This window comes from Microcoleus sp. BR0-C5 (assembly GCF_036705045.1).
GTDB lineage: Bacteria > Cyanobacteriota > Cyanobacteriia > Cyanobacteriales > Microcoleaceae > Microcoleus.
Window position 1 is genome coordinate 1 of record NZ_JAUBTR010000051.1, and the last position, 20,017, is coordinate 20,017.

General features: G+C 44.8%; 15 protein-coding genes. 4 read left to right on the forward strand and 11 right to left on the reverse strand.

Annotated features, from left to right (window positions below; all coding sequences use genetic code 11):
• Positions 1–218: 218 nt before the first annotated feature.
• The 7 genes from QUB08_RS21560 to nfi form a co-directional block, all read right to left on the reverse strand.
• On the reverse strand, positions 219–1,373 hold the full coding sequence (locus tag QUB08_RS21560) for a DNA cytosine methyltransferase (protein WP_333226942.1): 1,155 nt from the start codon (positions 1,371–1,373) through the stop codon (positions 219–221).
• A 57-nt stretch (positions 1,374–1,430) separates the two neighbouring features.
• Positions 1,431–3,119 (reverse strand): ankyrin repeat domain-containing protein, encoded by a 1,689-nt coding sequence (locus QUB08_RS21565; protein ID WP_333226944.1) that lies wholly within the window; start codon positions 3,117–3,119, stop codon positions 1,431–1,433.
• 322 nt (positions 3,120–3,441) lie between these two features.
• The gene (locus QUB08_RS21570) at positions 3,442–3,870 is read right to left on the reverse strand and encodes a hypothetical protein (RefSeq protein ID WP_333226946.1); all 429 of its coding nucleotides are present in this window, start codon (positions 3,868–3,870) and stop codon (positions 3,442–3,444) included.
• A gap of 59 nt (positions 3,871–3,929) precedes the next feature.
• Positions 3,930–5,933, reverse strand: coding sequence for an FHA domain-containing protein (locus tag QUB08_RS21575; RefSeq protein WP_333226948.1), 2,004 nt, complete (start codon positions 5,931–5,933; stop codon positions 3,930–3,932).
• Between the two features lie 104 nt (positions 5,934–6,037).
• Entirely contained in the window at positions 6,038–6,568 is a 531-nt protein-coding gene (locus tag QUB08_RS21580; RefSeq protein WP_333226950.1) for an FHA domain-containing protein, read from the reverse strand.
• Between the two features lie 589 nt (positions 6,569–7,157).
• A complete protein-coding gene (locus QUB08_RS21585) occupies positions 7,158–7,388 on the reverse strand; it encodes a KGG domain-containing protein (protein ID WP_006631632.1) in 231 nt (76 codons plus the stop codon).
• A gap of 451 nt (positions 7,389–7,839) precedes the next feature.
• Complete coding sequence (nfi, locus tag QUB08_RS21590; RefSeq protein ID WP_333226952.1) at positions 7,840–8,493, reverse strand: deoxyribonuclease V; 654 nt, start codon at positions 8,491–8,493, stop codon at positions 7,840–7,842.
• Between the two features lie 627 nt (positions 8,494–9,120).
• On the opposite strand from nfi, the gene QUB08_RS21595 reads away from it, so the two are divergent.
• From QUB08_RS21595 to QUB08_RS21605, 3 genes are all read left to right on the forward strand, one after another.
• Entirely contained in the window at positions 9,121–9,954 is an 834-nt protein-coding gene (locus QUB08_RS21595; protein WP_333226954.1) for a prohibitin family protein, read from the forward strand.
• Between the two features lie 268 nt (positions 9,955–10,222).
• Positions 10,223–13,234 (forward strand): EAL domain-containing protein, encoded by a 3,012-nt coding sequence (locus tag QUB08_RS21600; protein ID WP_333226956.1) that lies wholly within the window; start codon positions 10,223–10,225, stop codon positions 13,232–13,234.
• 133 nt (positions 13,235–13,367) lie between these two features.
• Entirely contained in the window at positions 13,368–14,084 is a 717-nt protein-coding gene (locus QUB08_RS21605) for a Uma2 family endonuclease (RefSeq protein WP_333226957.1), read from the forward strand.
• A 59-nt stretch (positions 14,085–14,143) separates the two neighbouring features.
• On the opposite strand, the gene QUB08_RS21610 is transcribed toward QUB08_RS21605, so the two are convergent.
• The 3 genes from QUB08_RS21610 to QUB08_RS21620 are packed head-to-tail and all read right to left on the reverse strand — an operon-like array spanning position 14,144 to position 18,362.
• Positions 14,144–15,616: a DUF1802 family protein gene (locus QUB08_RS21610; RefSeq protein ID WP_333226960.1), complete on the reverse strand. Its 1,473-nt coding sequence runs from the start codon at positions 15,614–15,616 to the stop codon at positions 14,144–14,146.
• Positions 15,613–17,592: an ATP-binding protein gene (locus QUB08_RS21615; RefSeq protein ID WP_333226962.1), complete on the reverse strand. Its 1,980-nt coding sequence runs from the start codon at positions 17,590–17,592 to the stop codon at positions 15,613–15,615. The genes QUB08_RS21610 and QUB08_RS21615 overlap by 4 nt, the downstream gene beginning before the upstream one ends.
• Positions 17,593–17,639: 47 nt before the next feature.
• Complete coding sequence (locus QUB08_RS21620; protein ID WP_333226964.1) at positions 17,640–18,362, reverse strand: hypothetical protein; 723 nt, start codon at positions 18,360–18,362, stop codon at positions 17,640–17,642.
• 412 nt (positions 18,363–18,774) lie between these two features.
• On the opposite strand from QUB08_RS21620, the gene QUB08_RS21625 reads away from it, so the two are divergent.
• Entirely contained in the window at positions 18,775–19,254 is a 480-nt protein-coding gene (locus QUB08_RS21625; protein ID WP_333226966.1) for a rhodanese-like domain-containing protein, read from the forward strand.
• A 260-nt stretch (positions 19,255–19,514) separates the two neighbouring features.
• Here QUB08_RS21625 and QUB08_RS21630 read toward each other — a convergent pair whose 3' ends face one another.
• Positions 19,515–19,982 carry an NUDIX domain-containing protein gene (locus QUB08_RS21630; protein ID WP_333226968.1) on the reverse strand — a complete coding sequence of 156 codons (468 nt, stop codon included), beginning with the start codon at positions 19,980–19,982 and terminating at the stop codon, positions 19,515–19,517.
• Positions 19,983–20,017 lie beyond the last annotated feature (35 nt).

A 20,017-nucleotide genomic window follows, 5' to 3' on the forward strand; every position in this document is an offset into this window, starting at 1 on the left:
TAGGCACAGATATTTTTCCTACAGTGAAGGTATGAAAATCCTTAGTCATCAAAGCCAGAACTGCGGAATGTGGGTTAAACCGCGCATCACGCACCAAAATATAGTTGTGGCCGTGGCTGAGTGTTAAAAATCTCACAGTTTGAATTGAAAAATTCCTCGCCCTCACGCACCACAGCAAAAGTCCTGATGCTAAGGTTTATTTGGGCCTATTTCTCTATTTATTTTGTCTGTAAAAACTGTAAAATTGTTTTGGCAATACCTTGTGCAGCTAAATAAGGAACCCCATTGCCAACAGTTTTAAACATATTAGTCAATGTCATCTTAGCCGGCAGTGCAAACTCTTTTGGCAGTGACTGAATAGCCAGTGTTTCTGCAACAGAAAGCCGGCGAAGTTTGTAAGGGTGCAAGTGAACTTCGTTATTGCCGTAACAAGCTGTTGGCGAATAACGCCATCGGTGCAATCGCTTGAAAGATTTTTTTGAATCATCTCCTTCCTCAACGGAAGCAAACCGCTTAAGGCCTGCTTTGGGTTGAAAATAGTGTTTGGCATTGGGATGGTTGAGAACGTCATTTTTTTGGAACCAAAATTCTACCGTTAAATCTTGGGGAATACCATCAGGACAAGGCACGAAACCATCATCTGCAAAGGCAGTTCTATCCGGCCAAGGATGAGAAAATATTTCTGATTTGGGATATAATATCTGACTTTGCCAAGGAAATAAACTTTCGGATAACATTTGGGTTTTTTCGTCTAGGGAAATGCCCAGATTTTTGACAAGGTTTTTGCTAATCCCAATCAAAATAATTCTGTCTCTATCTTGCGGGGTACCGTATTCGATCGCATTAATTAAACGTTCGGCAAAAACGTATCCCGAATCAGCCAACTGGTTTTTGAGTGCCTCGTAAAAAGCTTTATGTTTTTTGGTTCTCCACAAACCTTTGACATTTTCAAATAAAAAGAAATCTGGCTGCTGCTGACAAATCAATTCAATGTATGAAGCTGAAAGTTGACCTTTATCTCCTTCCCCACCCCGGTTTTTGCCACCAATAGAAAAGTCAGGACAAGGCGGCCCCGCGATAAATCCCACAATATCGTGATGCTTGCGGGCATCTTGCATCAATTCCCGCAAATGAAGTGCTGGTTTTCCCCCTACAAGTCGAGTGACATCTGCTTCCTCTCCTTCGCAATATCCGTATTCTGGTAGCGGCAAATTCATGCACTGCCGAGAATAACGGTATGCTTGCATGAAAGGTGGGAAAATTTCATTGACATACGCTACATTAAAGCCGATCGACTCAAAACCCAGATCGAGCAATCCAGAACCAGAAAAAAATGAGAATATACAGGGGATGGGGAATTGGGAATTGAGCATAGGGAATGGGGAATTGGAAATTGGGAAAGAGAAAAGATTAACTTAATAGAACTCCTTTTATTCATGCGTATTCACTTGACTCCAAATTAAAGTTGTTAAATCCAAAATATAATCGATTGAGTTGTCAACGTAATTCTCGGAAACTTTTCCACCAGTAATTAGTATTTTTGATTGGTCTTTGTAATGCGCCTTGTGACGACAAATCCACTTAGGCTTATCTCCAGTAGTTTCCAGCTTTTCTATTTTGAAAGTGCCATGATGCAGTCGATAAACTGGCGTTTCATTATAGTTTCTGTCCTTACGATAGCCTAAATTACCAATAATGTAGATATACTCTCCAACTAAGGTTGCAGAATGAAAATCAGTAGGAGGGAAAACTTCTTTGGGATAGCCTAAAATCTTAAACTTGCCATGTCCGTCGTAAACAACCACATCGTTATAGATACCAAAGTTTGGATCGTAGTGATCTTCGTGTTCGCCAGCAATTTCAATAATTCTTCCATCTGGCAATTCTGTAATTGTTCTCCCAAATCTTTGATAGCACCATAGAGGTGGATTGTAGTTATCCCGATTGCTAAACATTAATTCTGCAGCCCCAGCCGCAGTACCACTCAGAATCATTGCCTTCCAAAAGTCCACTTCCATTACTTCTGGATTAGTTTTCCCAAATCGACGCTCTCTGCCAGACAAATACTGTTCTAGCGTTACTTCTAGATCGTAATTACCCACTCCAGTGAGATATGACCTCATATCATCACTGATATCGCTTAGATCTTCCCCCACATCAACAAGCATTCGGACAATTTGTAGATTACTTGCCGAGTTAATAGCCTTATTAGAGCAATTATCTATTCGACTAGGATTTGCTCCATTCTCTAAGAGAATACGCACGCAATCAGTCGCGCCGCATTCTGCCGCTAAAATTAAAGGAGTTCTATTAAACTCATCAGTAGCTTCGAGATCAAATCCCTGCTCAATCAACCATTCTAAGACTTCGGTTTTATCGTTTTCGATGGGATACATCAATGGAGTCTGGCCACAGTGTCCACGATCGTTGCGATCTGCTCCTGCTGACAATAATAATTTGGCTGTTTCAAGCTTACCGACTTCCAAACTCAACAGCCAAGGAGTTCGACTCCACCAGTCGCGCGCAGAAAGATCGGGATTTTGAGCGAGTAATACCTTTACATTTTCGACATCCTCACAGGCGATCGCTTGCATTAGTCCCGCCCATTGGTCACTAGCATCCGCACCTGCCTCTAGCAATAATTTGACAGCATCATAACGTCCCCTTTGTGCGGCGAAACTCACGGCGGACTTGCTGTAGATACTGACATTGCTCAGTTCTGCACCTCTTTCGATCAGCAAACTTAAAATTGATAAGAATTCTCGATCTGTTGAGATAGCGCATCCATTTATGGCATCGATTAAAACATGATAGCCATTTGGTCTCTGATAGTTTATGTTGGCTCCAGCATCCAAAATCAGTCGAACTTTATCGAGACTCCCTGACTGCACGGCTAAGCTGAGTACATTATTTTCATGCTCTCCACAAATCACTTCAATATCAGCTCCGTTGTCTAAAAGAAACTTAACCATATCGCTCGTTGCCTTTGAGCTAGATATCGCGCACATCAATGGTGTGTTTGAGTAAAAGTTATCTGTACTATCAATATCGACTCCACTAGCAATTTGGTGGGCTACACCTGGAATATTTCCTTGTTCGGCATCAATATGAATTTGCATTGCTTTAAGTTAAATTTACTAATCAAATATTCCTAATATTTGTACCGCATTTTGGAATAGTTTTAAGGTTCCATTGCATTAGTTTCTCCAGCGAGTGGTGAATTCTCCATTATACACCCATCAGCTAATGCTGCTTTTGATTAGCATCGGTGCGGGTGTTGTCGTGTGCTTTCTGGTTTTTTTTGCTCGCCAAGTTCAAGAGAGTGTTGGCTAAATTCCAGAGAGGAAGATAATCAGGAAAGCCCAAGGGATAGTTTTGGCAAGGTGCTTGATGTGGATTATAAGATAGATTTGCCCGATCGCTCCCTGAACCAAACTATTGTTAGAACCATTGGCCGCCTCGGAAACGCCAGTAGGGAAACAAAATCCGCATTACTGTTTGCGATGCCAGATAAATAGCCAGCCATACAAAACTATAATGTAGAGCAAAAGCTCCTAAATCAAAGTCTAGCAGCGGTATCCCCGGTAAACCGATAGTTTTGATTAATAGCAAGACAAAAAGTGCTTCCCAAATCCCAGCGAGCAATTGAAATGCGCCGGGCCAATCTCGATCCCAGCGGTACTGCTGGATGTAGATATATAAGGCATCCCAGCCGATGCCAAAAATCGCTACATACCCTAAAATCCCGAAAAATATCGAGCCTGATTTACCAGCGATTAAACCTAGAAAAAATGGCAGTGTTACTAAAACGCCGACTGTTGCAAATAATAAAATTCGAGTTTGCCATCGACCAAATAAGGTGGGAGTCATTCGATTTTGGATTTTAGATTTTGGATTTTAGATTGAATGCGAAACGGTTTTGTTTATAATCAATCTGGAGATTTATTTAAAATCCATTTCAACCATTGCACAAACGATCGCCAAACGCTCAATTTCCGCACACCAGCAACTCGGCTGGTGGCCAGACTTTCAACCGATCGCAAGGCGGCGTATTGCAAGCCCAGAAAACTGTCTACCGGCGCGTAAGGCCCCCCCAAAGTAATCGCGCCGGCTGCGTATACTCGGCCTTCTCCGTTGCTAGCAGAAGTGTTACGCAATTCGGGCACTTCAAAATCCTTGTTAACACTCAGCCGGCCCAAACCGTTGAGGGGAAGATTATATTGAGCTACCAAATCGTTTAACAGGGGACTGGTTTTTACCTTAGCGTCCAAACCCGTAGCATCAATAATAAAATCAGCTTCTAACTTAATTTGCCCCTTGAGTTCCTTCTCCTGAATGTAGGTCACTGTGCGGTTTTGACTGTCGCGCTCGACTCGCTCGACTTCCCCGAAGGTAATTTGATACCATCCTTGACTTAAACCTTCTTTGACAATCCGCCGCCAGTCGCTGCGCTGGGCTGTGGTAGTGCCGCCCCAGTCTGTGAGCAACTGCGGCCGCAATTCCGGGGCGGCTTTTTCCAAAAGTACGCGGAGTTCCCCGCCCCAGCAAGCTTTTGGCCAGTTGAAAGGTTGAAATTCGTAGTGATTTTCGACTCTTCGCTGAGCGAGTTTAAATTTGTTACCTTGAGGTTTGGGCGATCGCATCAAATGCAATACTTGAATATTGCGGTTCCGCTGTCGCGCTTCATAAATTCGCTGCACCACCCGCGAAGCCACTATTCCCCGGCCTCTAATTAACACGCTGCCGCCGCTGGCCTCCAATTTTTCGTAAACGCCGTCGTGGCTTTCGTAAGCATTGACAACCGACTCAAAATCCTGGGTTTTTTCGCGATAAGCTTGCAAGTCGGGCAAAAATTGAATGGCGGGATAGCCGGTGGCTAAGTGTACGTATTTGGCGATTAAAAAAGCGTGGTCGCGGTGATCCGCATTCGATCGAGAATAAGCGATCGCGTACCTGCCGTCATCTGTTTTGCGAATTCCCCGCACTCTACCGTAGCGAAACATCTGATTCCACCCAATTCGATCGACTTCCCTGTCAATAGAATCAAACACATTCCCCGCGCGAGGCGTATAAGTTTCGGCAAAAGTCGGTTCAGCAAACACCTGCCACATCAACTTCAGTGATACTCCCAAACGCCCTTTGAGCAATTCCTGCCAAGCTTCCCGCAAAGCGTATGGAGGCCACCCCCAAATATTGTCTGGACAAGAGTCAGAATTCGATCGTAGGCGTTCCCGCAGCGGAATTTGAGAATTCAGGCACAAACGCAGGTAGCGGGCGTAAGGCTGGCTTTCCATGCCCAAAACGGCAATTCGATCGATTTTCACGCCGCAAATTCTCAGCACATCCACCCAAATAAAGCTGCCCAAACCGCCACCAACGGCAGCCCAATCAACTTCTGCCACAGGGAGTCCCATAGATTCGAGCGATCGCATTGACACTTGAGAAGCTTGCAAAAATGCGATCGGCGGAAATTCTTCCCTACTACTTGTTTGAGGAAGCTGCAACATTATTTGCTGGCCCAATGCCGGGTCTGGCCCATTGGTCTGCGGGTTAAAGAAAATGTGAGAATTGACCGACGGCGTTTCTGGGGAATTAACAGCAAAAGAAATGCTGATCGCGTAGGGCCCAACTTGCAGCATATCCCCGTTTGCCAGCACGCAGCGGGTTTGGCGAATGCCGTTAACAAAAGTACCGTTGCGGCTGCCCGTGTCAGTAAGTAAAATACTGTTACCTTCGGTGCCAATCACTGCGTGAAAGCGAGAAACTTGACTGCTGCTGAGGGCAATTCGAGAAACTCGTTCCCCGTTGATTGTGGCGGGCATAGCTTCAAAAATTCGTCCCAAAGCGATGGGTAAGTCGAGTATCGGGGATCGACAATCCCCCGTAGCTGTATCTGTCCAAGTCAGTCGCAGGCGCAAGGGTTGAGAAGTCATGATTATTTTTTAAACATCAGCCGTCGGCTTTGAGCTTTCTGCAAAAAAGATTTTTGAAGTTGAGAGTGTTTAGCGGATAGCCCGATTTTCCCTTTTTCACACTTTCACGGAGAGATCATCACACTCGCCGCCGCCGCCAAAGAAGTACCGCACCACGGACACCCCGCATTCAACTGTGCGTAAGGCGAAATTCGGCTGCATTTGGGACACTGCAAACCGTAGCTTGAAGGCCCCGTCGGCGGGGAAGAACTTTGAGCCGGAGGCCCGGACAGCAAAACAGTCAGCGGCGCGGCTACCTCTACCTCCATCACCTTCAGCACCTCAATTTCCACTTGACCTAAATGGAGGTGGCTGTCGGATCTCAATGTTGCTTCGCCTTGGGTGAGAATTTTTCCGTCTACCAGTGGCGGATTGCTTTCGCGCAAATTCCGCACTGCATACTCCTGCAATTCTTGATTAAAAAATATTTCAACGTGCAGACCCGATACGCTCGGATGCGAAAATACTATATCGCACTTCGCCGGATCGCGCCCTAGCCTCACTGTTCCCGGATTTTTGCTCGGCTGTCCGTTTTGAATTGTTCGAGTTTGACGCACCCCAGCTTCTGTCCATACTAAAGTTAGCTGGTTTGTCATGATTGTATAGGTTTGCTCAAAAATATAAAAAAATATTAACTGATTTATTTTGAGGACGGAATTTCTCAACAAAAAACTTAATTAGAATTATTGACGCAGAGTCGATCTAAGTTCGGAAAAATATTATGTGCAGCTAAGGAATGAGAATTAAATAACTTCCACAAGTTTGTGGGATGGGCGTCCCGCCCGTCCTTTTTGGACGGGCGGGACGCCCATCCCACAATAACAATTAAAATTGTAAGTTATTTAATTCGCGATCTAAACAAAAAAGCCCCGACTTCGGGGCTTTTAGCGCTCGTATTTGCTTTTTTTGAGAGACTGACTCGCGCTTGCCAGCTTTTCTTTCCGGCAAAATTATAGACCCCAGTGCAGCTTTGTTAAAAATTTGCCAGCGATTGCTAAAAACTAATTGCTGTGGGATTTTCCTATTTGCGAGGCTGTGGTGCGCTAGTGACGAATTTTGGAGGTTGGGCGATCGAACTACCTCGGTAAGTTCGATCGCCCCCCCTCCTCAAACGTTTACTGTCCTAGTGCTATGTCTCACGCTGCAACTGTGCAATCTTTCATTACAGGGCCAGCCTTAAGAGACTTAAGCTTCGCTCTTGCGGCTTTTCCGACCGCCTTCGCGACCAATTTGAGCCATGTGTTCGCGATTTCTGCTGACAGCTTCGCCGCCTTTTTGACCAGCTTGTCTGGCTTCTTCAGGGGTGAATTCGTGTGCAGTTCCTTTCTCGTGTGCAGCTTTTCCGCCTTTGCTAGCAATTGCGCGCTGTTTTTCTGCATCCATAGAAGCGAATCCGCGTTTGCTTTTCTCAGCCATGACTGTCTCCTTGTTTGTTTCTGATTTTTTAGCTCGATCGCGCCTTCGCCTCCCACTGTCATGGTTACTCCCAGCCAGTGGTGAGATATCCGACGGTAAATTATGAAACCTCATCAGACGAATCTAAGCTTTTGGTTTAACTCGCAGGATGACTCTTTCATGATTTACAAATGTGAACTAAAAATAGTTCACGCCCGGGCACTATAGTTAGAGCCGCCAATTTTTTAAGCTGGTTACTGTCTTTCAATCATTCTATAAACCCCCCAACTTTTATACCTCTTTCTCAGGTATAGTCATTCTTTAGTTCGCTGGAAGGATGGAACCGAAAGCTGATTGGCAGTAGACTCAGAGGATTTTTCGACTCGGGCGGCGCCACCTCAAAAATTAAAAGTCCAAAGACGGATGCTTTTTTGGTCTTTTTACTTTTTTTTTGGCATTCCGCGCTTGCCAGTTATCCCCATGTTAGTTGGTCTGCCGATCGAGTGGTTTCTGGCAAGCGATATTTTGGGGCGCAGCGCAGGACGTACTCGATCGCACTTATCAAGTTTACCTTATGACCTATCGAAACATACATCGGCTTTACCCCTGTTTGCGTCCTTAGCGCTGCGCCTACCGTTGATCCCTCTAGCAGCAAGGGTTGCCAACTGCCCCGGTCGAGTCCGACTTCGGAATGTTCTCCCATAAATCGATTTTTGGCAACTCCGATCGTGGGAATCCCTGTCAAAACCCCCAAATGGCACGCCAGACCGAATCGGCGGGGATGGGCTAGTCCTTGACCGTCGCACAATATCAAGTCTGGCCTCAAACTGATATTTTCCAAAGCTTCGAGAACTGCCGGCACTTCTCGAAAAGACAGGAAACCCGGAATATAAGGAAAAGTTGTAGCACTGCGAACCACAGCTTGCTGCTGCAATTGCAAGTCGGGAAAGCTCAGAACTGTTACAGCGGCCCGCGATACATCGTTTGCACTGTCGTAGCCGACATCTACGCCTGCGACGTAGCGAACTGTCTCCAGTTGATTTGCGGTAATTACCTCTGACCGAAGCTGTTCTTGAATGGCGATCGCCTCTTCAATTGTCTGCGGCCAAGGGTGTCGCTGCAACATTTTGATTTTTCTTCAACCGTTCTCATCTAAGCTTAACTTATTTTCGGGCATTTTTAAACTCGGATTTTTATCGTTTGTAGCTATAAATTCCCAACTTGCCCAAGCAGTCTTTTTTCTACTCAGGAGGGTTGAGCAAGGCGGGCCGATGCCAATTCTACAAATAGAGTCTGTACGTCGCAGATGGAAATTCTATCTTTCGCTTGTGCTGGAACCAACCCCCAAAGGTTTTATCGGCACACTTCTCCAATTTTCTACTCAAAATTTACAAAAAATACCTATTTAATGCTGATTTTTTAGCTTTCTAGAAAGCTTTCTCTTTCGGCTCGCCATTTTATCGCTGGTCAAAGAGCGATCGAGTTCTTTATTTACTTCTGCTTTATCTAATAAACTCCTGTTTGTCAAGATAATTGAAACATTTATTCATCAATAATCTCACCCAGCTACAAGTGCCATTGTTCATCCCCGCTCATCGAGCTAAGAGGTTCCCACACCCTCGCCACTATATGACTTTTATGAAAAAAAATCAATGAATTTATGAGTTGTTGCACCCTTAACATGAAGTTATAATCTTAGATAATATCGAAGAGAAAACTCACATCAAATAACACAACATAGCTGAAGTAACCTATGAAAACCATGCAAAGAGTTCAGTACAACCTAGCTCTCTACATCGTCGGTGGCATCGTCTTCATCATCGCCGCCTTAATTTTAAGACCTTTTGCCCTCGTCGGCCCAGGGGAACGGGGCGTTATGATGCGCTTCGGGAAAGTTCAAGACGCGATTTTAGATGAAGGCATTCACCCGATCTTCCCGATTTTCACCTCTGTAAAAACTCTCAGCGTGCGGGTACAAAAAACAGATTTAAAAGCAGATGCAGCATCCAAAGATTTGCAAAGCATTACTACGGATTTAGCAGTTAACTGGAATGTTGACCCCGCCAAAGTTAATCAAGTTTTCCAACAAGTGGGAGACGAAGAACAAATTGTTACCAGCATTCTGAGTCCGGCTATTTCGGAAGTTCTCAAAGCAGCAACTTCTAAAAAAACCGCAGAAGAAATTATCACTAAGCGCACCGAACTCAAAACAGAAATCGACAACAGCCTTAAAAAGCGCTTGGAACCTTACGGCGTCATTGTCAGAGATGTTTCTTTAATAAATTTTGGCTTTTCTCCAGAATTTAGCAAAGCCATCGAATCCAAACAAATAGCAGAACAAGAAGCTAAACAAGCAGAATTTACAGTTCAAAAAGCAACCCAAGATGCTCAAGCTGAAATTAACCGCGCTAAAGGTAAAGCTGAAGCTCAACGCTTGCAGCGGCAAACATTAACAGCCGAAATTTTGCAGCAGCAAGCAATTGAAAAATGGAACGGCCAGTTTCCGACAGTAATGGGAGGAAGCGGAACTTTGCCCTTAATTAATATTGCGCCGCCGACTTCTCAAGCTGCAACTCCTGCTAAATAAGCTGCTGCGGATCATGATTGCTAGGGCGCGGGGAGAAGGGGAGAGGGGGAGAGAGTCTGAGGGGGGGAAGAATAGAGGGTTTTCACTGCGGATGTGAAGATGTTCTTTTTTAAATGCCCAACAGCAAGGGTAGGCAATACAACTAACCACTAATGTGAAATCCCGCTGACTTAAATGCGGAGATACAATTTACGTTGCGCGAGTCCTGAAAAACGTTACAGTAAGAAACAACTCGGAAATTGTAAAGGTTTGCTTGAAAGTTCGGCTGATGGGAGATCGGGAGAACCAGTCAATTTCTAATTTAGGTGAAGTGGGGGGTGCAGGCGATCGCCATAGTGCGTCAGAAGCCCTGTGGCTACGCGATCGAGCCTTGGCAGCTACTAGCTGCGGCATTGTCATTGCTGACGCCAAGGCACCCGATTGTCCCATAATTTATTGCAATCCGGCCTTTGAACGGATGACGGGTTACTGTGCCAGTGAAATCTTGGGGCGTAATTGCCGATTTTTGCAAGGTCCGGATACCGATCGAACTACAGTAGCTAAGATCCGCGACGCCTTGCGCCAAGGTCTAGAAATCCAGACAACAATCAAAAATTACCGCAAAGACGGCACTGCTTTTTGGAGCAAATTGTCGCTATCTCCCGTGCGAGACGACAGCGCTAATTTGACTCACTTTGTAGGAGTTCAGTCTGACTTGTCGGAACCAATATGTGAAGTGCAGCAAGCATTGCAGCAAGCTAACGACCAACTGCAAACGATTTTGGAAGCAGTTCCGGGCACAGTATCTTGGATTAGCTCGGATTTGCGCTATTTGGGGGTTAACCAGCACTTAGCCAAACTGCATGGTTTGCGGCCGTCGGCTTTTGTTGGTCAAGATATTGGTTTTCTGGGCGCTAGCTCGGATTTTAACTCTTTTGTGGTGGAGTTTTTTGCCGATGACGCTACGGAAGCGGTTAAAGAACTCAACGTTAAGGTACAAACCGACGGGGGAGAGTCGGAGGGATACTATTTAATTGTGGCTCAAAAGTACGATGAGGGCAAAGCTGCTTGTCTGGTAGGAATTGACATTACCGAGCGCAAGCGGGCAGAAGAAGCTCTGGTGCTGACTCGCAAGGCGGTGGAAAGTTCGAGTGACGCGATCGGCATCAGCGATGCGAACGGCACTCACATCTATCAAAATCAAGCGTTTTCTCAGCTATTTGAGTGGGACACGGCAGAGGAATTTAAACTAGCCGGAGGTATATCGGCAGTTTTTACTGACCCCGCAGTCGCTAGGGAGGTACTCGACACGATCGCCCAAGGTTATTCTTGGTTTGGTGAAATTACCAACCGCACTAAAAGCGGTGAAACTTTGCAAGTGTTGCTGCGGGCCGATGCTATTAAAGACCCCACAGGGAAAATTGTCGGTCAGATTTACATGAATACCGATATTACCGATCAAAAGCGCACGGAACAAGAGCTGCGGCAAAGCGAGAAGCGCTTTCGATCGTTGATTGAAAATGCTAGAGACATTATTGTAATTCTCGACGATAAAGGCTTTTGCCGCTATGTATCTCCTTCCCTAGAGCGGATTTTGGGCTACCCGACGGCGGAAGTGCTCGGCAGATCTATATTTGACTTGATTCACCCTGACGAATTGCTGATAGTGGATCAAGTCTTCAAAGGTGTCATGCAAATGCCGAGAGTTAGCCTGGGAATGGCGGAATACCGAGTGCAACACAAGGAGGGTTCCTGGTGCGTGTTGGAAGCGGTGGCGACGAATTTGCTCAACGAACCTTCGGTGCGGGGAATTGTGGTCAACTGTCACGATGTGACTGAGCGCAAGGCGGCTGAAGACCAATTGTTGCACGATGCTTTACACGACGCGCTGACAGAGTTGCCGAACCGTGCTTTGTTGACTGACAGGTTGGGGCAAGCTTTTGCCCGCGCGCAACGGCATCCGAGCGAGCAGTTTGCGGTGCTGTTTCTGGATTTGGACAGGTTTAAGGTGATTAATGACAGTCAGGGACACCGCACGGGCGATCGGCTGTTGGTGGCTGTGGCTCGCCGTCTCTTGACTTGTTTGCGGCCAGGCGATACGGTGGCTCGTCTGGGGGGAGATGAGTTTGTGATTTTGTTGGAAGAAATTCACGGTGTTGATGAGGCGATCGCCCAAGCAAAGGCAATTCTCAAAACGATCGAACGACCGCTTTATTTGGAAGGTAATAAAGTTTTAATTACTGCTAGCATCGGCATTGCTTTGAGTACCGACAAATATCAGTGGCCGGGAGATATTTTGCGCGATGCTGATATTGCAATGTACCGAGCGAAAGCTCTCGGTAAAGCTCGCTACGAAGTTTTTACCAGTGCGATGCACACTCGGGCTGTGGCTTTGATGCACTTGGAACACGATTTGCGGGAGTCGGTTGAAGAACTAAATTTGAAATATTCGATATTGGATTTCGGATGTGTGGCGCTGGAGGAAAACTCACCGAGCAGCGAAATAGATCGGAAGTTGGAGCGTCCGAAATCGCCATTGGCTCCTTATAAATTGGAATGTCCTTTTACTGTTTATTATCAGCCGATCGTTTGTTTGAAAACCGGTTCAGTTATCGGATTTGAGGCGCTGGTGCGCTGGCTGCACCCGGAACGGGGTTTAGTTTCCCCGATGGAATTTATTGCGATGGCGGAGGAAACTGGGTTAATTATGCCTTTGGGTTTGTGGGTTTTGAACGAAAGCTGTCGCCAAATTATTCAGTGGCAGAGTTTGAATTTACCTGTGGGAAATTCGCGGCTGACTGTAGCAGTAAATCTTTCCGGGAGGCAGTTTGCGGAACCGGAATCCATCGAGCAAATTAAGCAAGTTTTGCAGGAAACGGGTGTTGATGCTCGCTGTTTGAAGTTGGAGATTACTGAGACTGTGGTGATGGAAGATGGGGAAGCGGCGGCGGCGATGCTTTCGCAGTTGAGAGATTTGGGGATTGATTTGTGCATTGATGATTTTGGCACTGGTTATTCGTCTCTGAGTTATTTGCACAGGTTCCCGATTAATATTTTGAAGGTCGATCGCTCTTTTGTCAGTCGCATCGGGGAAACGGGCGAAAATTTGGAAATCGTGCGGGCGATCGTCATGCTGGCCCGCAGTTTGGGGATGGAGGTAGTGGCAGAAGGTGTCGAAACCGCTGTCCAATTGGCTCAACTGCGGGCGATCGGCTGCGAGTACGGTCAGGGATACTTTTTCTCTAAACCTCTCGACAGTGAGGCAGCTACAGCCTTGTTGAGGCGATCGCCCAAATGGTGAACTGAACTAAATATTTAACCGGCTCAAATTGCTTGATTGTCAATAAGGGCGATCGATCTTTTCGTACTCAATGCCTTGGGTGTTAAAATCAAAATTTAGTATAATAGCAAACTATAGAGATAGGAAAAAATATATGTCTCAATCTGTTGTGCCAGCAGTCGAAGAAAAACAGCTCGATACTTCGCCGACATTAACTTTTGAAGAATACCGATTTTATCAAGGAGAATCTGATGTAAAATATGAACTGTACAAAGGCAAATTAATCCCGATGCCAACAGCAACAGTTTTACACATCAAAATTTGCGAATATTTAGTTTACCAGTTGCAGCGTTACCTAGCTGAACACAATCTCGACTTAGTAGTAAAAACGGGTCTGGGAGTGAGAACAGATGAAGATAAATCTCGGATTCCCGATGTAGTTGTCTGCACTCAAAGTCTTTTGGAACAAGCTGCTGCTCGACCAGGTGCAGGTATCCTCGAATTTGATGAAAAGCCGCTGTTAGTGGTAGAAGTAGTCAGCGAAAATCGCCGCGAAGATTACGTGATTAAACGCGGAGAGTACGAATTAGCGAATGTGCCAGAATATTGCATTGTTGACCCTAAAACGGGCAAGCAAAAAATCCGGCTTTTTGCATTGATTGAAGGTGAAGATGGTTACACGTATACAGATTTCTTGCCTGGTGAGGAAATGGAATCTGTAGTATTTCCCAATCTGAGATTATCAGTCAATGAAATTTTAGATCCGCCATTGGTGGAAGGGTTAATTAAGGCAGAACAAGCTCAATTGCAGAAAGCTGAAAGGTTGGCGGCGAGGTTGCGGGAGTTGGGCGTAGATCCTGATGCTGTGTAGGAAATTGGATGAAGTACGTGAAGCGAAGTTATCCCGCAGGGAATCGCCCTTGACGTATCTCAATCATCTAGCGGCAAGTCGCGCAGGAAATAAAAGCGATCGCGCCCTAAATCTTCGCCTTTAATTCGCCCTAAGAAACCCGTCAAAGGTGAGGAAAGTTCTATTAAAATTTGGTGCATTTCTTCATATTTTAAAGGTTGGGGCGACATGGAAAAGGCATAAGCACCGTGAAGCTGATTAAATTCAACACTTGTTGATTTTGTTCTTTCCAAAAAGTCTTTGACTAGCTGAACTATGTGCGATCGCACTTTAAGCTTTTCCTGCACCTCGTCAATATAGCGATTAACCTTAGCATCGGCTTCCTCACCAAACGGCTGTTGTTCTAAATACGGTTTTAACTGCAATAAATCGATCGAACCTGGTTGCTTAGCTTTCAGTTCAACCAGCTTTTGCAATGTTTCAGGGCGAATTACGTTCATGCGGTTTCCGATAGCAGTTTGTTTAGCGTGTCTATTTAGCTGACCAGCAGCCATAATTATCTTAATACAGCAGTCGTATTGTTCCTGGAGATGCTTATGTCCTAACTTGATAAGTTGCGCTGGCGTTCCATCAGCTACGGTTTCACTTTTGGTGGCTTTGCATTCTCCCACTACCTGATAGGGAGTTTCACAGTAGAAATCTAATCCGCCAGCACCGCCTGTTGATTCGGGATCGAGGCTAGCTTCTGGTTTATTGTTAGAATTGGCAAATCCTAGCTTGATAAAACTTTTGCGGACTAACTTTTCAAATGTATTACCATCGCTAGAATTGCCAATTTGTGCAATTGTTTTAATCCAACCTAAATCCGGGTCTGGTTGTGTTGTGGGTAGTTTTTCCGACCAACCTAGAAACATTTTGATTTCTGCGTCTAGTTGTTTGGCTTTTGGGTTGGTGGTGGATAAATACACTAATGCACTTTGCAACTCTTCCAATTCTGGATGTTCTGGCGGCTCTAGTTTTTCCAGCTTTTGACGGCGTTTGGCAAAGATAGACTCGCTCAACACAGGCGTTGAATCAGTAACATTTAGGGATTTTGGCAAAGGTACAAAATTGCCGCTGGGATGCACTGGCATTTCCAGTGGCTGAGGCAGTAAATAAACTCGCAGGTAAGCTACAAAAATATAAGGTTTTTCTAGGAGAGTTTGCTGTAATGCCTCTGTTGTCCAGACTGTTAACCGCGACAAAGCCTCTAATGATTCTGGATCGTTTAGCATTTGACACAGTTCGCACCTAGCCCAAGCTTTAATCAAAACTTTCTCAGAATTTAACTGAGCAAGTGCGTTTGCGTTTTGAGCGACAGGCAAAAAACTTGAGCTATAATGTTGCTCGTGGGGTAGCAAGTTAATCCAAATATTGGCAGGGTACAAAGCAAACTTCTGCCCAGGATTAATAAATTTCCGGGGCACAGCCACAATTAATCGCCCTATAATTAACGCTTCAACATCAGCAGCAGGTAGACGCAGGGCATTGTAAATCAAAACAGATGCGCTCATAATTCACTAAATAAATCACTCAAGTCATCCGATTCATGTGTATTGTCAATAGTCGGCGGGTTAAAAATGTCTTCTAAAAGTTGACGTTCATCTTCATCGTCAACAACAGGCATTTGACCGGATGGATCGCTCAAAATCTCTCGCAGTAAAGGATTGTCAAAAGTTAGCTGTTTCTGAGATATGAAATCCAAAACTTGCTCCTCATTTAAATTGTAGTTTCGGCACTTTCTACAGACAGAATAAACAGCAATAAGGGGTCTTATTTGCTCTTCTATCAAATCTGCGATTTCACCACCTCTTTCTTGAGGTGATACAAGTTGTTCAAGTAACTTGTATGCTTGAGCCGTCTTCTTTATTGTTTCGATTTTGGCTTGAGAACGGACTAAACAACCGCGAGTTAAGTCAAATCTTTCGTAATCTATTAAGCGCCTCAATCCAGCAACTAATTCATTTTGAGAAGACTGGATTACTGCAATGCCAATTTTGACAATTTTTCCATTTTCTGTGCCAATAACTTTGAAGTTAATACAATCATTATTTTTTGCTTTTGGCTTGATTTCAGTAGTAACCTCTTCAATCAACACTCCTTCGATTGTCTGACCTTTCAACGTTTCAAAACCAAAGCAAAGAGCTTTAGCAATTATGGAATTATTCTCCATATAGTCTACGAGACCTGATTCAAGTTCTCTGAAAGCAAGTTCAAATCGCTCAAGAGGATCTTCTGGAAGAGCAGGTCGATAAACTTTAAAGTTCTCTTCACACCATGTCAAAGCTTCCCGTACCGTTGATTTCTTTTTGCCATATTCTTTGAGTTGATTTTCTTCAAAAGGATATAGCCGATCGTGAGGCTTTAACTGCCTGAATTCATAAAAATCTTTCAGCCAGAGAGTTACTATCTCAATCATTGAATTGCTATCAATAAAGTTTAATTCTATGGGCTTTCCTTTTGTATGTGTTGATAGTCGAGCTGGTGTACCGCCAGACATCGGCTTAATTTTCTGTGTCCAAGTATCGGGCAACATTACTGTCAGAATGACAACTCCTTGACCGAGTTCCGATTGATGGAGAGTATCGTGGAGGCGTTTAACTAAATCAGCAATTACCATTTCTGTTGGCAAACCATCATCGGTAGAGTTATTTTTAACATCTATTTCATCAAAACAAATGATGACTGGGTTGTAGTAACTCACCAAATTCAATATTTGCTGAACAGTATTAAGAGCTTCAGCTTCTCTATCTTGATTTGTTTTACCATAATTAGCTGGCAATCCCAGTTCGTCAGCTTTAGACTTATCTAGCTCCTCACCTGACAACCATCTGATTGCAAAAGCTGACTGAATCTTTGAAAGAGTCCACAAAACAGCCCGAACAATATAAGGATCGGCATTAGGCTTTGTTTGGCAAACTTTTTGACTCAGAGTGTTCATAAAACTCTTATTTTTAGCTGCCCAACTAGCACATACTTTGTCAAATCGGTCGAGAAGATTGGCGGGTGAAAGGCTGGGAGCATCAGCATTTATAGCTTTCAAGCCTTCGTTTGCCATTGCTGATGCTACTTCTTGCCACTGCATCACCCCTTGATTGGCTGTGTAACTCAAACTATTTGCTAAGGTTTGCTGAAATTGGTACTTAATCAGGTTTAAGTCGGTGTAATTATTGACGCTTGCATAAACAAATGAAGCGCCACCATCGCGTTCAAGTCGATGCCGTAGCCGACTGAGAATATGACTTTTACCAACTCCAGGCTGAGCAGTTATAGCAAGTGAAGTCACTTTTTCTTGACTCGATTGACTTGTTCGCACCTGCTCAACGGCCTGAAAAACTGCATCAGAAGCGTGTTTGTTGAGAGTGGGAACATCGGGGAATCCTTTTCCCCAGACATCCTGTTCTGTGACAATCCTAGTTTTGCTAAATGGGTTGTGACTTTGGATAGCAGCGTTGAGAACTTCTATGGGGGATGCGGCTGAATTGTCCATAATGATTGGCTGTGAGGTAACGAACTACAAAAAGATTCAGGGCAATTTTAGGCGTTCAAGCGCTTGGCGTAGTTACGAAATCCAACGCCAGAGATGGTGATTGAGTCCTCGCGTTTGTCTGGGGTAATGTCTGGTATTTCTCCGGACATTAGCTGAAAAATGTCATTAGCCTGCATTTCCAACAGCCATTCATTGAACTCCGATCGCCCTACCCTTTCGCCGATCGCCCGACGCATCCGATAAATCGGCACTAAATCGTCTAAGTTATAATCCCGGTTCAAGCTGTCATACACATCGAGCGCCACAGCCTTAAAATCGTCATAGGATGCGATCGTCCCGACATCCGCCTTCCCCTTTTCAACTGCAACACTTGCCGCACCATCCTGATGCCGAATCCACTTCAACAAAGAATTTCCCAGCCGAGTACCAATTTGAGAACCATCAAACTCAAACAAAGAATCCTTACTTTTGAGCCCCTGCGCTAAAACTTCTTTCCCCTTCGCCGTCAATTCCACCAGCGTCACCCGATTTACCAGCGAATACTCGATCGCCCCAGTCGCCTGCAACTCGCCGAGCACTTCCACATATCTCTGACTCGTCTCATTAGTCCGCACAATCCGCTTAGTCAAATCCCCCTTTTTCACCTTCATCTTCCCGCCGCTCAAATCCCACAAATTCAGCAGTACCCGAACTTTGGCCTTCGCATCCCACACCGCTTGCTCTTCCGGTGTCAAAGTTATAGGCACCGCAATTTCACTTTTCTCAGACATATCCATACCTTTAAATACTTGTTTTTACTTTTAAATTTTACCAGAAACCTTGCTGAGAAACATTTAAACTTTTCCCCAAAAATCCGCGCGAGGGTACGCACAACTTATGCAAATTTCATTTAAAAATAATAGGCATTGACTAAAATGTGATTGTTTGATAAAATAGCGAATCAAACAAGCGATCGCAGTTCAAATTCTCTGCACCAAATGCGATCGAAACAATTTTAAGCACAGCCCGCTAGGCTCTAGCAACCTCAACAAATGTAGCGATCCCAACCGCAGCTAATAACCCGGAAACCAACGTAACTGCGACTTTAGTTCAATGCTCGATTCTGCCTTTAGAAAGACGAATTCCAGTTAAACATCTTGTTACATTGCAATGGCAATCAAAACATTGAACAAAATTTTACCCATGAAAACTATTCCCGACCAAATTTCCAACATCAAAGACAAACTTCCCGACTTTACTCCCACCCCTCCCGGTTTAAAAGCTCAAGCATCTAGCCACGACCTCAAAGCCCGTTTAGATTGGGGCGAACCCGGACTCACAATCATCGACGCCCGTGACTTTGAAAGCTTCACCAAAAGCCACATTACCGGCGCCGTACCGATGCCAATGGACGAATTAGTCGATCGCGCGCAATCCAGTTTAGAACCCATCCGCGACATCTACATCTACGGCGAAAACGACCAACAAACCGCCGAAGCTGCCAATCTTCTCCGCGCAGCAGGCTTTAGAAAAGTAGCCGAACTACAAGGCGGAATTCCTGCTTGGAAAGCCATCGACGGCCCCATCGACGGCGCAGTCGAACATGACAATCCCGGCCCCGACGCCTACAACGTTTTCTCTCGCTTGCAACACCACGCAGAAGCGCAGAAAATCAACAAATAATCACACCGAATACCTAGATACCCGACTTATTGAAGAAGTTGGGTATCTAACCAAATAATTTGTTTGTAGTAAGGAATCGAGCTCTCTCTTAAAGCTTGCAGTCACTAAGCACTAAAGTCCTTACTACAAACTTAATTGCGATCGTATAACCGGACTAGATATTAACACTCGCGAACCCAAAAAGTGCTTTAACAGGCTACTTATAGCGTAAAGTGAACAATGCACATCCTACATAAACAAGTGTGTGTATCCAACACTCGTTAACACTCTTTCCTCGCGTCCAAAAAGGCTTTTACTTCCCTTAAAACTTGCCGATTCCCATCAAAAGTAATCAGCTTAACTGCATCCTCAAATGAACTCCAAGCCGAATTTTTAACTTCCTCTACTTGCAACTGAACTTCCATTGAATTTACAAAAGCCAAAAAGTAAGTAACAGTCTTTTCGATTGATTCTCCTTCCTTCGCAGAGGAATAATGTTGCACAGAACTAGGCTTCCCTTCCTTAACAAAGGAATAACGTTCCACAAAACTAGGCTCCTCAAGCACTTCACAATCGCGGATGCCAGTTTCCTCCTCAAACTCCCGCTTCGCCGTTTCTAGCGCCGATTCTCCCTGATTCGCGTGACCTTTAGGAAACGCCCAATGTCCCGCTTGATGTTGAATCAATAAAAACAAAATATCAGTTTCAGTCGCAAAAACTGGCACAATGCCAAAAGCTTCATCTTTCATCTTTTTACTGACACGATTTTACATATCAAAACTAA

Excerpts from the sequence above, each read along its gene's own strand:
- QUB08_RS21560 (WP_333226942.1), bottom strand. The coding sequence starts at position 1,373 with ATGCTCAATTCCCAATTCCCCATCCCCTGTATATTCTCATTTTTTTCT.
- QUB08_RS21565 (WP_333226944.1), bottom strand. The coding sequence starts at position 3,119 with ATGCAAATTCATATTGATGCCGAACAAGGAAATATTCCAGGTGTAGCC.
- QUB08_RS21570 (WP_333226946.1), bottom strand. The coding sequence starts at position 3,870 with ATGACTCCCACCTTATTTGGTCGATGGCAAACTCGAATTTTATTATTT.
- QUB08_RS21575 (WP_333226948.1), bottom strand. The coding sequence starts at position 5,933 with ATGACTTCTCAACCCTTGCGCCTGCGACTGACTTGGACAGATACAGCT.
- QUB08_RS21580 (WP_333226950.1), bottom strand. The coding sequence starts at position 6,568 with ATGACAAACCAGCTAACTTTAGTATGGACAGAAGCTGGGGTGCGTCAA.
- QUB08_RS21585 (WP_006631632.1), bottom strand. The coding sequence starts at position 7,388 with ATGGCTGAGAAAAGCAAACGCGGATTCGCTTCTATGGATGCAGAAAAA.
- nfi (WP_333226952.1), bottom strand. The coding sequence starts at position 8,493 with ATGTTGCAGCGACACCCTTGGCCGCAGACAATTGAAGAGGCGATCGCC.
- QUB08_RS21595 (WP_333226954.1), top strand. The coding sequence starts at position 9,121 with ATGAAAACCATGCAAAGAGTTCAGTACAACCTAGCTCTCTACATCGTC.
- QUB08_RS21600 (WP_333226956.1), top strand. The coding sequence starts at position 10,223 with ATGGGAGATCGGGAGAACCAGTCAATTTCTAATTTAGGTGAAGTGGGG.
- QUB08_RS21605 (WP_333226957.1), top strand. The coding sequence starts at position 13,368 with ATGTCTCAATCTGTTGTGCCAGCAGTCGAAGAAAAACAGCTCGATACT.
- QUB08_RS21610 (WP_333226960.1), bottom strand. The coding sequence starts at position 15,616 with ATGAGCGCATCTGTTTTGATTTACAATGCCCTGCGTCTACCTGCTGCT.
- QUB08_RS21615 (WP_333226962.1), bottom strand. The coding sequence starts at position 17,592 with ATGGACAATTCAGCCGCATCCCCCATAGAAGTTCTCAACGCTGCTATC.
- QUB08_RS21620 (WP_333226964.1), bottom strand. The coding sequence starts at position 18,362 with ATGTCTGAGAAAAGTGAAATTGCGGTGCCTATAACTTTGACACCGGAA.
- QUB08_RS21625 (WP_333226966.1), top strand. The coding sequence starts at position 18,775 with ATGAAAACTATTCCCGACCAAATTTCCAACATCAAAGACAAACTTCCC.
- QUB08_RS21630 (WP_333226968.1), bottom strand. The coding sequence starts at position 19,982 with ATGAAAGATGAAGCTTTTGGCATTGTGCCAGTTTTTGCGACTGAAACT.